Below are 12,022 nucleotides of genomic sequence, written 5' to 3'. Positions count from 1 at the left end.
AACTTGCCGATGCACGTTTCCCGAGGACTTCCATGACACGCGCCTACAACTTCAGCGCCGGCCCCGCCGCGCTGCCCGAACCGGTCTTGCTGCAGGTCCGCGAGGAGCTGCTGGAATGGCAGGATGAACGTGCGTCGGTGATGGAGGTCAGCCACCGCGGCAAGGCCTTCGTCGCGTGCGCCGCCCGCGCCGAGGCCGACCTGCGCGAATTGATGGCCATCCCGGACGATTACCACGTGCTGTTCCTGCAGGGCGGCGCCACCACGTTGTCGGCGCTGCTGGCGCTCAACCTGGCCCGCCCGGACCAGGTGGCCGACGTCGTGCTGACCGGCCACTGGGGCGAAAAGGCCCTGGACAACATCGCGCCCTCGGTGAAGGCGAACGTGGCCGCCAGCGGCAAGGGCCAGGGTTACACCGGCATCCCCGACCGCGCCGGCTGGGCGCTGACGCCCGGCGCCGCCTTCGTGCACTACACGCCCAACGAAACCATCCACGGCGTCGAGTTCCACGACATCCCCGACACCGGCGGCGTGCCGCTGGTGGCCGACATCAGTTCCAACGTGCTGTCGCGGCCGATCGACGTTTCCCGCTTCGGCGTGCTCTACGGCGGCGCCCAGAAGAACCTGGGCCCCTCGGGCCTGGCCATCGCCATCATCCGCAAGGACCTGCTGGGCCAGCACGGCCGCAATCTGCCGCCGATCTTCGAGCTGCAGAACCAGGCCCGCAACGATTCGATGTTCAACACGCCGCCGACCTTCGCCTGGTACGTGCTGGGGCTGGTGCTGGAGTGGCTCAAGGCACAGGGTGGGGCGGTGGCGATGGGCGAGCGCAACCGGCGCAAGGCGGAAAACCTGTACGCCGCCATCGACGGCTCCGGCGGGTTCTACCGCAATCAAGTCCAGGCCGGGGCACGCTCGTGGATGAACGTGCCGTTCTTCCTGCCCGACGAGGACCGCGAGAAGGCGTTCCTGGCCGAGGCCCAGGCCGCCGGCCTGGTCGGCCTCAAGGGCCACCGCGCCCTGGGTGGCATGCGCGCCTCGATCTACAACGCCATGCCCGAGGCCGGCGTGCAGGCGCTGGTGGACTTCATGGGCGACTTCGCCCGGCGCCACGGTTGAAATGGCCGCCCGCAAAGGCAGCGCCGGCAAGTCCGCGCCGGCCACCCCCGACCTGGCCCAGGTGCGCGAACGCATCGACGGCATCGACCGCCAGATCCAGGAACTGATCGCCGAACGCGCGCGCTGGGCCCACCAGGTCGGCCGCGCCAAGGGACCGCTGCAGGCCGCGATCGACTATTACCGCCCCGAGCGCGAGGCCCAGGTGCTGCGCCGGGTGCTCGACCGCAACGAGGGCCCGCTCAACGACGAAGTGCTGCTGCGGCTGTTCCGCGAAATCATGTCCGCCTGCCTGGCCCAGCAGGAGCCGCTGAAGGTCGGCTTCCTCGGCCCGGAAGGCACGTTTTCCCAGCAGGCCCTGCACAAGCACTTCGGCCACTCGGCCAAGGGGCTGCCGCTGGCGAGCATCGAGGAAGTCTTCCAGGAGGTCGAGGCCGGCCACGCCGACTTCGGCATCGTGCCGGTGGAAAACTCGGGGCAGGGCACCATCCAGTCCACGCTGGACATGTTCCTGACCTCGCCGCTGAAGATCTGCGGCGAGGTCGAGCTGGCCGTGCACCAGTTCCTGATGTCGCGTACCGGCCGCATCGAGGACATCGAACGCGTTTATTCGCATCCGCTGTCGCTGGCACAGGCCAAGGCCTGGCTTCGGCAGAACCTGCCCAGGGCCGAGAAGATCCCGGCTTCGAGCAATGCCGAGGCGGCGCGCCGGGCGCGCAATGCCGATGACTCGGCGGCCATCGCCGGCGAGAACGCCGGCCACGTTTACGGGCTCAAGACCATCGCCGGCCCCATCGAGGACCATCCGGACAACACCACGCGTTTCCTGGTGCTGGGCCGCGAACTGCTGCCGCCCTGCGGCCACGACCGCACTTCGCTGATGGTGTTCGTGCGCGACCAGCCCGGCGCGCTCTACAACGTGCTCAGCCCCTTCGCCCGCCACGGCGTCAGCATGAACCGCATCGAGTCGCGCCCGGCGCACACGGGTCGCTGGCAGTACGCCTTCTTCATCGACGTCGACGGCCATGCCCAGGACGGCCCGGTGGCCGCGGCCCTGGCCGAACTGGGCGAGTTCGCCGCCGACATCCGCATCCTCGGGGCCTATCCCGTGGCCCTGCTCTGAGCATGGACGAGGCGGCCTTCTCCGCGCTCGCCCAGCCGGGCCTGCAGCGGTTGCGCGCCTACGATCCGGGCCTGGACCTGGTCGCCCTGCGCCAGTCCCATCCCGGCCTGGTCGAACTGGGCTCGAACGAAAACTGCTACGGCCCCAGCGCCGCCGCCCGCGCCGCGGCGGTGGCGGCGATCGACACCGCGTTTGTCTACCCCGACCCCCTGGGTGGCGCGCTCCGTCGCGCGCTGGCCGTGCATCACGGCGTCGGGCCGAACCAGCTGATGCTGGGCAATGGCTCGCACGAACTGCTGATGATGCTGGGCCAGGCCTTCGCCGGGCCCGGGCTGGACGTGGTGGCCTCGCAGTTCGGTTTTGCGGTGTATGCGCTGGCCGCGCAGGCCGCCGGCGCCACCCTGGTGCAGGCGCCGGCCCTGCCGGGCGGGCGGCCCATGGCGCGCGGGCACGACCTGGCCGCGCTGGCCGCGGCGGTCGGGCCGCGCACTCGCCTGGTCTACCTGGCCAACCCGAACAACCCCACTGGCACCTGGTTCGGCGCCGGTGAGTTCGGGGACTTCATGGCCGAACTGCCGCCGACGGTGCTGGTGGTGGTGGACGAGGCCTACCTGGAATACGTCACCGACTCGTCAATCGGCACGGCGCTGGACCTGCTGCCGCGGTTCCCGAACCTGGTCGTGACCCGCACCTTTTCCAAGGCCCATGGCCTGGCCGGGCTGCGCCTGGGTTACCTGGTGGCAGCGCCGGGCCTGGTGGCGGTGCTGGAACGGCTGCGCGAGTCCTTCAACGTCAACGGCCCGGCGCTGGCCGCGGGGGAAGCCGCCCTGGCCGACACGGCCCACGTGGCGTACGTGCGCCAGGCCAACGCGGACGAGCGCCAGGCGCTTGCCGATGCCCTGCGCGCCCGGGAACTCGGCGTATCGCCATCGCAAACCAACTTCCTGCTGGTGGATTTCGGCCGCGACGCGGCGCCGGTGGAGCAGGGCCTGGTGGCCCGTGGCGTGGTGCCAAGGCCGATGGGCGGCTACGGGCTGCCGACCTGCCTGCGCATCACCGTGGGCACCCGCGACCAGAACCGCCGCTTCCTGCAGGCCCTGGACGAGGTGCTGGCATGACGGCGCCCCGGCTGGACTGGCTGGCCGGCACCGGCGGCCCGCTGCGCGGCGACCTTCGGGTGCCGGGTGACAAGTCGGTGTCGCACCGCGCGGTGATGCTGGGTGCCCTGGCCGGGGGCACCAGCGAAGTCGAGGGTTTCCTGGAAGGCGAGGACACGCGCGCCACCGCGGCCATATTCGCCCGCCTGGGCGTGCGCATCGACGCACCTTCGCCCAGCCGGCGGGTGGTGCACGGCGTCGGCCTGCACGGCCTGCAGCCGGCCCCCGATGCCCTGGACTGCGGCAACGCCGGCACCGGCATGCGCCTGCTGGCCGGTCTGCTGGCCGGCCAGGCCTTCGACAGCACGCTGGTCGGCGACGCCTCGCTGTCGCGCCGCCCCATGGGCCGGGTCATCACGCCCCTGCGCGCCATGGGCGCGCACGTCGAGGCGGGCGAGGGCGGACTACCGCCACTTAGAATCTACGCGAATAAAGGCTTGCAAGGCATTGATTTCAAATCGCCTGTAGCGAGCGCCCAGGTCAAGTCGGCGGTCCTGCTGGCCGGGCTTTACGCCCGCGGGACCACCCGGGTCCGGGAGCCGCACCCGACCCGCGACTACACCGAACGCATGCTGGCGGCCTTCGGCTGGCCGGTCCGGTTTTCGCCCGGCGAGGCCAGCCTCGAAGGCGGGCACCGGCTGCGCGCCACCAGCGTGGTGGTGCCGGCGGACTTTTCCTCGGCGGCGTTTTTCCTGGTGGCCGCTTCGGTGGTGCCGGGATCGGACCTGCGCCTTCGCCAGGTCGGCATGAACCCGCGCCGCACCGGATTGCTAGATGCCCTGCGGGCGATGGGCGCGGACATCACCGTCGAAGCCGCCGGCGAACAGGGGGGCGAGCCGGTGGCCGATCTGCGCGTGCGCCACTCCCGCCTTCGCGGCGTCCACGTGCCCGAGTCCCTGGTGCCGGACATGATCGACGAGTTCCCGGCGCTGTTCGTGGCCGCCGCCCTGGCCGAAGGCGAAACCCGCGTGTCCGGCGCCGCCGAGCTGCGGGTGAAGGAGTCCGACCGCATCGCCGCCATGGCCGCGGCACTGCAGGCCCTGGGCGCGCGCATCGTCGAAACCCCGGACGGCGCCATCATCCAGGGCGGCCGGCTGCGGGGCGGGGAGGCCGACAGCCACGGCGACCACCGCGTCGCTATGGCCCTGGCGGTCGCCGCCCAGCGCGCAGACGGCGAAGTGCGGATCCGCGACTGCGCCAACGTCGCCACGTCCTTCCCGGGCTTCGAGGCGCTGGCCAAGGGCGTCGGCCTGGGCCTGCAGGCCGACGGCCCGGTCGGCTAGAATCCCGGCCATGCCACGCATCCCCGTACTGACCATCGATGGGCCCTCCGGCTCCGGCAAGGGCACCATCAGCCGGGCCGTGGCCGACCGCCTGGGCTGGCACTACCTCGATTCGGGCGCGATCTACCGCGCCGTCGGCCTGGCCGCCGCCTGGGAAAACGTCGACCTCAGCGACCCCGAGGCCGTGGCCCACTGCGCCGCCCGCACCGAAATCCGCTTCGAAACCGCCGAATCGGGCGAATTGCACGTCATCGTGAACGGCAAGGACGCCACCCGCCAGCTGCGCATGGAAACCGCCGGCGCGGCGGCTTCGGCCATTGCCGCCCATCCCCCGGTCCGGGCCGCCCTGGTGGACCTGCAGCACCGTTTCCGGCGCCTGCCGGGGCTGGTCGCCGACGGCCGGGACATGGGCACCGTGATCTTCCCGGATGCCCCGTACAAGGTCTTCCTGACGGCCAGCGCCGGGGAACGGGCCAAAAGGCGCCATAAGCAGTTGAAGGAAAAAGGGGTTTCGGTTAATCTTGACAGTCTGCTGCACGAAATCGCCGCTCGTGACGAGCGCGATGCCGGGCGTGCGGTGGCGCCCCTGAAACCCGCGGACGACGCGGTTGTCGTGGACTCCACCGGCACGCCCATCACCGAGGTGATCGAGCGCGTGCTGTCGGTGCTGCCGGAAAAACTCCGCCAGCCGCGACAGGCCTCCTGATCCCCCGGCGCATTCCGTTCCCCCGGGCGCGGTTTCCGAATGCAGAAAACAGCTCCCGCGCCCGATGGCGCGGGGTAAATCCACGCGCATTTGCGCCAACAGGTGGGTCGCGGCGGAGCCGCCGGCCCGTATGTCCAACCGAGTATCCAACAATGACTGAATCTTTCGCTGAACTGTTCGAGCAGAGCCAGAGCGCCCTCTCCAAGCTCAAGCCGGGTGCCATCGTTTCCGGCACCGTGGTCGAGATCCGCAACGACGTGGTCGTCATCAATGCCGGCCTCAAGTCCGAGGGCATCATTCCGATCGAACAGTTCCGTAACGAAGAAGGCGAGCTCGAGGTTTCCGTCGGCGAGACCGTCAAGGTCGCCCTCGAATACCTCGAGAACGGCTTCGGCGAGACCGTGCTGTCGCGCGAGAAAGCCAAGCGCGCCATGGTGTGGGACGAACTCGAAGCTTCCATGGAAGCCGGCGAGATCGTCACCGGCCGCATCTCCGGCAAGGTCAAGGGCGGTTTCACCGTCGACATCCGCGACGTTCGTGCGTTCCTGCCGGGTTCCCTGGTGGACGTGCGCCCCGTGCGCGACCCGGGCTACCTGGAAGGCAAGGAACTCGAGTTCAAGATCATCAAGCTCGACCGCAAGCGCAACAACGTCGTGGTCTCCCGCCGTGCGGTGGTCGAGTCCGAGTCGAGCGTGGAGCGCGAGCAGCTGATGGAGCGCCTGCAGGAAGGTGCCGTCATCAAGGGTGTCGTCAAGAACCTCACCGATTACGGCGCGTTTGTGGACCTGGGCGGCATCGACGGCCTGCTGCACATCACCGACATGGCCTGGAAGCGCGTCCGCCACCCGTCCGAAGTCGTCAACGTCGGCGACGAGCTGGACGTGCGCGTGCTGAAGTTCGACCGCGAGCGCAACCGCGTGTCGCTGGGCCTCAAGCAGCTGGGCGACGATCCCTGGGACAATATCGCCCGTCGTTACCCGACCAGCGCCCGCCTGTTCGGCAAGGTCTCGAACGTCACCGATTACGGCGCGTTCGTCGAGATCGAGCCGGGCGTGGAAGGCCTGGTGCACGTGTCCGAGATGGACTGGACCAACAAGAACGTCAACCCGTCCAAGGTCGTCCAGCTGGGCGACGAACTGGAAGTGATGGTGCTCGACGTCGACGGCGAACGCCGCCGCATCTCGCTGGGCATCAAGCAGTGCACCCCGAACCCGTGGGAAGCCTTCTCGGCCCTGCACAAGAAGGGTGACAAGGTCTCCGGCCAGATCAAGTCGATCACCGACTTCGGCATCTTCATCGGCCTCGACGGCGGTATCGACGGCCTGGTGCACCTGTCCGACATCTCCTGGAACACCACCGGCGAAGACGTCGTGCGCAACTTCAAGAAGGGCGACAACCTCGAAGCCGTCGTGCTGGCCGTGGACCCCGAGCGCGAGCGCATCTCGCTGGGCGTCAAGCAGCTCGAGCAGGATCCGGTGGGCCAGTACATGGCCGGTACCCAGAAGGGCACCATCGTCAACGGCGTCGTCAAGGAAGTCGATGCCCGCGGTGCCACCATCGAGCTCGAGGGCGGCGTCGAGGGTTACCTGCGCGCCAACGACATCGCCAAGGAACGCGTCGAAGACGCCACCACCTACCTCAAGGTCGGTGATGCCGTGGAAGCCAAGTTCATGGGCATGGACCGCAAGGGCCGCACCATGCAGCTGTCGATCCGCGCCAAGGACGAGGCCGAGCTGGCCGACACCCTGGCCGAGGTCAACAAGGCCTCCGACGCGGCTGCCGGCACCACCAAGCTCGGTGCGCTGCTGCGCGAACAGCTGAGCAAGGGCGAGTAAACCGCCCCGTTGTTGTACCGGCGCGTGGCCCGGGTTTTCCCGGGCCACGCCGCCACCCCAAGAAGACCGAGGGATCGCCCGGAGATGACCAAGTCCGAACTGATCGAGGTGCTGTCGCGGCGCCAGGCGCATCTCAAGGCCGACGACGTGGACCTGGCCGTCAAGACCCTGCTCGAAATGATGAGCAGCGCCCTGACCCAGGGCGAGCGCATCGAAATCCGCGGTTTTGGCAGCTTCTCGCTGCATTTCCGCCCGCCGCGCCTGGGCCGCAACCCCAAGACCGGCGAGTCCGTGGCCCTGCCCGGAAAGTACGTCCCGCACTTCAAGCCGGGCAAGGAACTCCGCGACCGGGTCAACGCGCGCAATGCGCCCGACGCACCCATCGCCGCAACACCGCACGCCGAAGGCTGAGCCCACCGGCCCGGATCGGCTAAGCTTTCCGCCGACCGGCACCGGGAATTCCGCGCATGCGACTGATCAAAGCCCTGCTCGCACTGCTGTTCGTCGTTTTCGGCGTGCTGTTCGGCGCGCTCAACCGCGATCCGGTCAGCATCGACCTGGGCGTCTGGCAGGTCCATAACCTTTCCCTGGGCACCAGCCTGCTGCTGGCCGTCCTGGCCGGTGCGATCCTGGCCGGCTTCGTGCTGACGGCATCGGTGATCTGGCCGCTACGCCACCGCATGCGTCGCGAGAAGCCCGCGGCCCAGGCCCCGGTCCCCGGCCCGGAAGACCATGACTGAACTGGCCTGGCTGTTCCTGCTGCTGCCGGTGGCGGTGGCCTGCGGTTGGCTGGCGGGCCGTCGCGGCGGCGAACGGCGGGGCGGGGCGCGCGTCTCGCGCCTGTCCAACACCTACTTCCGCGGCCTGAACTACCTGCTCAACGAACAGCAGGACAAGGCGATCGAAGTGTTCCTGCAGATCGCCGCCGTGGACAAGGACACGGTCGAGACCCAGTTCGCACTGGGGCACCTGTTCCGCCGTCGCGGCGAAGTCGACCGCGCCATCCGCCTGCACCAGAGCCTGGTCGCCCGCCCGGGCCTGAGCGACGAACAGAAAACCCGCGCCGTGCTGGCCCTGGGCGAGGACTACATGCGCGCCGGCCTGCTCGACCGGGCCGAAACCCTGTTCACCGACCTGGTGCGCATGGGCGTGCTTGCGCCGCAGGCGCTGCGGCACCTGATTTCCGTCTACCAGGCCGAGCGCGACTGGGCCAAGGCGATCGAACACGCCCGCAAGCTCGAAGACGCCGGCGGCGAGCCGATGGGCAAGCTGATCGCCCAGTTCCACTGTGAGCTGGCCGAAATGGCGCGTCTTGACGGCGACCTCGCCAGCGCCCGCACGCACGTGGCCGAGGCCTACGCGGCCGACAGCCACTCGGTGCGCGCCGGCCTGGTCGAAGCACGGCTGGAACTGGCCCAGGGCAACGACGCCGCCGCCATCCGCGCCTTCGAGCGCGTGGCCCGCCACGACATCGAGTTCCTGCCCGAAATCCTCGAGCCCCTGCTGGCCTGCTACGAACGCCGGGGTGAATCGGCGCGCGCGCGTGGCTTCCTGCTCGAGATGATCGAACACTACCCCGGCGTGTCGCCGGTTTTGGCCCTGACCCGCATATACGAGCGCGAGGAAGGCAAGGGCGTGGCGCTGGAGTTCCTGTCCGGCCAGCTGCGCCAGCGGCCTTCCGTGCGCGGCGAGGCCGCCTACATCGAGCTCAGCCTGCGCGATGCCGATTCCGATCCGGCCGTGGCCCTGAAGACGCTCAAGCAGATCACCGAACAGCTGGTGGTGCGCACCCCCGGCTATCGCTGCCAGCGCTGTGGCTTCGGCGCCCGCGCCCATCACTGGCAATGCCCGGGCTGCAAGAGCTGGGGCAGCATCAAGCCCGTGCATGGCGCGGTAAGCGAGTGACACCCATGGCGCCGCTGTGGCTGCTGGCGATGCTGTCGCTGGCCGGCGGATTCGGCCTGGCGCTGGGTTGGCGCGCCTGGGCACGGCACCGGGGCGTGGTCGACGCGCCCGACGAACGCCGGCTGCACGCCACGCCCACGCCGCGCGGCGGTGGCATCGGCATCGCCATCGTGCTGCTGGCCGCCGCACCCTGGCTGGGGCAGGGCAGCGCCTGGTTCGCGGCCGGCCTGGTGCTGTGCGCCGGCGCCGGGCTGGTGGACGACCTGCGGCCGCTGTCGCCCCTGGCCAAGGGCCTGCTGCAGGCCGCGGGCGCGGCCTGCCTGGCGGTCGCCTACCCGCTGTGGCCGGACCTCTGGGGCGCGGCCGTCGGGCACGTGCTGGCCGGGGTGGTGGTGCTGGTGATGGTGAACTTCTGGAATTTCATGGACGGCAGCAACGGCCTGGCGGCGAGCCAGGCCCTGTTCGCCGCGCTGGGCCTGGCGGCGCTGGCGCCCACGCTGGCACCGGCCGCCTGGCTGGCGGTGGCGCTGGCGGCGTCTTGCCTGGGTTTCCTGCCGCTGAATTTCCCGCGGGCGCGACTGTTCCTGGGTGACGTTGGCAGCCATGCCCTGGGTTTCGCGATCGCGGCACTGCTGCTGATGGTGGCCGGAACCTCCGGTGGCTCCCCCTGGCTGCTGGTGCTGCCGGTTTCGGCGATGGTGCTCGACGCCAGCCTGACCCTGCTTTCGCGCGCTCGCCGCCGCCAGGTGCTGTGGCGCGCGCACCGTGAACACCTCTACCAGCGCGCCGTGGCCCACGGCTGGAGCCATGCCGGCATCTGCGCGCTCTATGCCGCCTGGACCCTCGCAGCCACCGGCCTGGCGCTTTGGCTGGCGCGCCAGCCGGCGCCGTGGGCCATGGCGGGCAGCGGGATGGCCCTTGGTTTTGGCATCATTGCGTATTCGCTCCTGGGGCGCGCCTGGCCACGGCCGGCCGCGACCGGGCGTACCCCCCATGGAAGTCCCACCGGATGACTCGCCCGACCCGAAGCTTCACCCGCTTGCTGCCGCGGCTGCTGATCGTCCTGCACGACCTGGCGATGATCGTCTTCGTCTGGCTGGCGCTGCGTTGGCTGGCGTCCAAGGCGGGCGCGCCGGCGGCCCCGTCGCTGGGCACCGAGCTGATGGTGGCCGTCCTGGTCCAGGGCGTCGTGCTGCGCCTGGTTGGCCTCTACCAGGGGCTGTGGCGGTTCGCCAGCGTGCCCGACCTGGCCAACCTGGTGCGGGGCGCCCTGGTGGGCGTGCTGCTGATCGTCGCCATCCTGTTCCTGATCGGCCTGCTGCCGGACGTGCCTCGTCGCGTGCTGTTCCCCTATCCCGTGGCCCTGGTGGTCATGCTCGGGTTGCCCAGGGTCCTGTACCGGCTGTGGAAGGACCATCGCCTTCGCAGCACCCATGCCGACGCCAAGCGCGTGCTGGTGCTGGGCGCCGGCCGGACCGCCGAGAACCTGCTTCGCGAACTGGCCAGCGATGGCCGCTATGCACCGGTGGGCCTGCTCGACGACAACCCGGCGCTGAAGGGTGCCAAGGTGCGCGGGGTGCCGGTGCTGGGTTCGATCGGCGACCTGCCCTACATCGCCCAGGAAACCGCGCCCAACCTGATCGTGATCGCGATGCCCTCGGCCAGCGCCAGCGAAATGCAGCGCGTGGTCGAACTGTGCGACCACACCGGCCTGCCTTTCCGTGCGGCCCCGCGCCTGACCGACGTCCTTGCCGGCCGGCCGCAGCGGCTGGAACTGGCCGAAGTCCGCATCGAGGACCTGCTGGGCCGGCCGCCGGTGGAATTCGATCCGTCCCTGGGGCTTGCCTCGGTGGCCGGAAAGCGCGTCCTGGTGACCGGCGCCGGTGGTTCGATCGGCTCCGAGCTGGCTCGCCAGTGCGCCGCAGCCGGGGCTGCCGAGCTGGTCGTGCTCGAACGCGCCGAGCTGCCGATGTGCGAGATCACCGAAGAACTCCAGCGCCGATTCCCCGAGGTGCCGGTGGTGTCGCTGCTTGCCGACTGTGGCGATCCCGTGGCCTGCACCATCGCCCTGGCCGGCAAGGTCGACTATGTCTTCCATGCCGCGGCGTGCAAGCAGGTGCCCCTGCTGGAGACGCAGGTGCGCGAGGCGCTGCGCAACAACGTCGTCGTTTCCTCGGTGCTGGCCCGCGCCTGCCGCGAAGCCGGCGTCGAGAACTTCGTGTTCATCTCGACGGACAAGGCGATCTGCCCGGTGAACGTGCTTGGCGCCAGCAAGCGGTTCGCCGAGCTGGCTTGCCAGGCGGAGCTCGACGGCAGCGCGGTGCGGCTGTCGGTGGTGCGTTTTGGCAACGTGCTCGACTCGGCGGGCAGCGTGGTGCCGCTGTTCCGCCAGCAGATCGCCGCGGGCGGGCCGGTCACGGTCACCCATCCCGAGGTGACGCGCTACTTCATGACCATTCCCGAGGCCTGCCAGCTGATCCTGCATTCGGTGAGCCTGGCGAGCGAGAACGGCGCGGTTTACGCCCTGGACATGGGGCGCCCGGTGGCGATCCGTGAACTGGCCGAACAGATGATCCGCCTGAGCGGCAAGCGTCCGGGCATCGACATCGCGGTGAGTTACACTGGCCTGCGCCCGGGCGAAAAGTTGCACGAAATCCTTTTCCATCCGCAGGAGCGCTACCAGCGCACCCGCCACCCGCTCATCCTCCAGGCCAAGCCACGCGACATCGGCGTCGGCCACCTGCAAGCGCTGTTGGCACGCCTGGACGCGCTGCTCGCCGACCCGGGCGCCAACACCGCGCTGACCGACCTGCTCCGCGAGGCGGTGCCGGAATACCGGCCGGAAACCCACAATGGCGACGACCCGTACCCGGCGGACCTGAAACCCGACTGACGAGA

The 12,022-nt window shown here is 69.8% G+C and carries 11 protein-coding genes; all 11 read left to right on the top strand.

What is annotated here, in order from left to right:
• Positions 1-32: 32 nt before the first annotated feature.
• The 11 genes from serC (at position 33) to IEX13_RS05875 (ending at position 12,017) form a co-directional block, all read left to right on the top strand.
• Positions 33-1,118, top strand: coding sequence for a 3-phosphoserine/phosphohydroxythreonine transaminase (gene serC / locus IEX13_RS05925; RefSeq protein WP_188662170.1), 1,086 nt, complete (start codon positions 33-35; stop codon positions 1,116-1,118).
• A 1-nt stretch (position 1,119) separates the two neighbouring features.
• A complete protein-coding gene (pheA, locus tag IEX13_RS05920; protein ID WP_188662167.1) occupies positions 1,120-2,238 on the top strand; it encodes a prephenate dehydratase in 1,119 nt (372 codons plus the stop codon).
• A 2-nt stretch (positions 2,239-2,240) separates the two neighbouring features.
• Positions 2,241-3,356 (top strand): histidinol-phosphate transaminase, encoded by a 1,116-nt coding sequence (gene hisC / locus IEX13_RS05915; RefSeq protein ID WP_188662166.1) that lies wholly within the window; start codon positions 2,241-2,243, stop codon positions 3,354-3,356.
• Positions 3,353-4,678 (top strand): 3-phosphoshikimate 1-carboxyvinyltransferase, encoded by a 1,326-nt coding sequence (gene aroA / locus IEX13_RS05910; RefSeq protein ID WP_188662165.1) that lies wholly within the window; start codon positions 3,353-3,355, stop codon positions 4,676-4,678. The genes hisC and aroA overlap by 4 nt, the downstream gene beginning before the upstream one ends.
• A 10-nt stretch (positions 4,679-4,688) precedes the next feature.
• Positions 4,689-5,384, top strand: coding sequence for a (d)CMP kinase (gene cmk, locus IEX13_RS05905; RefSeq protein ID WP_188662164.1), 696 nt, complete (start codon positions 4,689-4,691; stop codon positions 5,382-5,384).
• A 152-nt stretch (positions 5,385-5,536) separates the two neighbouring features.
• On the top strand, positions 5,537-7,219 hold the full coding sequence (gene rpsA / locus IEX13_RS05900; protein WP_188662163.1) for a 30S ribosomal protein S1: 1,683 nt from the start codon (positions 5,537-5,539) through the stop codon (positions 7,217-7,219).
• An 84-nt stretch (positions 7,220-7,303) separates the two neighbouring features.
• Positions 7,304-7,630 (top strand): integration host factor subunit beta, encoded by a 327-nt coding sequence (locus tag IEX13_RS05895; RefSeq protein ID WP_188662162.1) that lies wholly within the window; start codon positions 7,304-7,306, stop codon positions 7,628-7,630.
• 56 nt (positions 7,631-7,686) lie between these two features.
• Positions 7,687-7,959 carry a lipopolysaccharide assembly protein LapA domain-containing protein gene (locus IEX13_RS05890; protein WP_188662161.1) on the top strand — a complete coding sequence of 91 codons (273 nt, stop codon included), beginning with the start codon at positions 7,687-7,689 and terminating at the stop codon, positions 7,957-7,959.
• Positions 7,952-9,124 (top strand): lipopolysaccharide assembly protein LapB, encoded by a 1,173-nt coding sequence (lapB, locus tag IEX13_RS05885; RefSeq protein WP_188662160.1) that lies wholly within the window; start codon positions 7,952-7,954, stop codon positions 9,122-9,124. The genes IEX13_RS05890 and lapB overlap by 8 nt, the downstream gene beginning before the upstream one ends.
• A 5-nt stretch (positions 9,125-9,129) precedes the next feature.
• Complete coding sequence (locus IEX13_RS05880) at positions 9,130-10,137, top strand: MraY family glycosyltransferase (RefSeq protein ID WP_188662159.1); 1,008 nt, start codon at positions 9,130-9,132, stop codon at positions 10,135-10,137.
• Complete coding sequence (locus IEX13_RS05875) at positions 10,134-12,017, top strand: nucleoside-diphosphate sugar epimerase/dehydratase (protein ID WP_188662157.1); 1,884 nt, start codon at positions 10,134-10,136, stop codon at positions 12,015-12,017. The genes IEX13_RS05880 and IEX13_RS05875 overlap by 4 nt, the downstream gene beginning before the upstream one ends.
• Positions 12,018-12,022 lie beyond the last annotated feature (5 nt).

Source organism: Arenimonas soli (assembly GCF_014643775.1).
Lineage (GTDB): Bacteria > Pseudomonadota > Gammaproteobacteria > Xanthomonadales > Xanthomonadaceae > Arenimonas > Arenimonas soli.
This window is presented reverse-complemented; position numbering and strand designations above follow the sequence as displayed.

What these genes read in the sequence shown, in the direction of transcription:
- aroA (WP_188662165.1), top strand. Translation starts at nt 3,353, where the DNA reads ATGACGGCGCCCCGGCTGGACTGGCTGGCCGGCACCGGCGGCCCGCTG.
- rpsA (WP_188662163.1), top strand. Translation starts at nt 5,537, where the DNA reads ATGACTGAATCTTTCGCTGAACTGTTCGAGCAGAGCCAGAGCGCCCTC.
- hisC (WP_188662166.1), top strand. Translation starts at nt 2,241, where the DNA reads ATGGACGAGGCGGCCTTCTCCGCGCTCGCCCAGCCGGGCCTGCAGCGG.
- pheA (WP_188662167.1), top strand. Translation starts at nt 1,120, where the DNA reads ATGGCCGCCCGCAAAGGCAGCGCCGGCAAGTCCGCGCCGGCCACCCCC.
- lapB (WP_188662160.1), top strand. Translation starts at nt 7,952, where the DNA reads ATGACTGAACTGGCCTGGCTGTTCCTGCTGCTGCCGGTGGCGGTGGCC.
- IEX13_RS05890 (WP_188662161.1), top strand. Translation starts at nt 7,687, where the DNA reads ATGCGACTGATCAAAGCCCTGCTCGCACTGCTGTTCGTCGTTTTCGGC.
- serC (WP_188662170.1), top strand. Translation starts at nt 33, where the DNA reads ATGACACGCGCCTACAACTTCAGCGCCGGCCCCGCCGCGCTGCCCGAA.
- cmk (WP_188662164.1), top strand. Translation starts at nt 4,689, where the DNA reads ATGCCACGCATCCCCGTACTGACCATCGATGGGCCCTCCGGCTCCGGC.
- IEX13_RS05880 (WP_188662159.1), top strand. Translation starts at nt 9,130, where the DNA reads ATGGCGCCGCTGTGGCTGCTGGCGATGCTGTCGCTGGCCGGCGGATTC.
- IEX13_RS05875 (WP_188662157.1), top strand. Translation starts at nt 10,134, where the DNA reads ATGACTCGCCCGACCCGAAGCTTCACCCGCTTGCTGCCGCGGCTGCTG.
- IEX13_RS05895 (WP_188662162.1), top strand. Translation starts at nt 7,304, where the DNA reads ATGACCAAGTCCGAACTGATCGAGGTGCTGTCGCGGCGCCAGGCGCAT.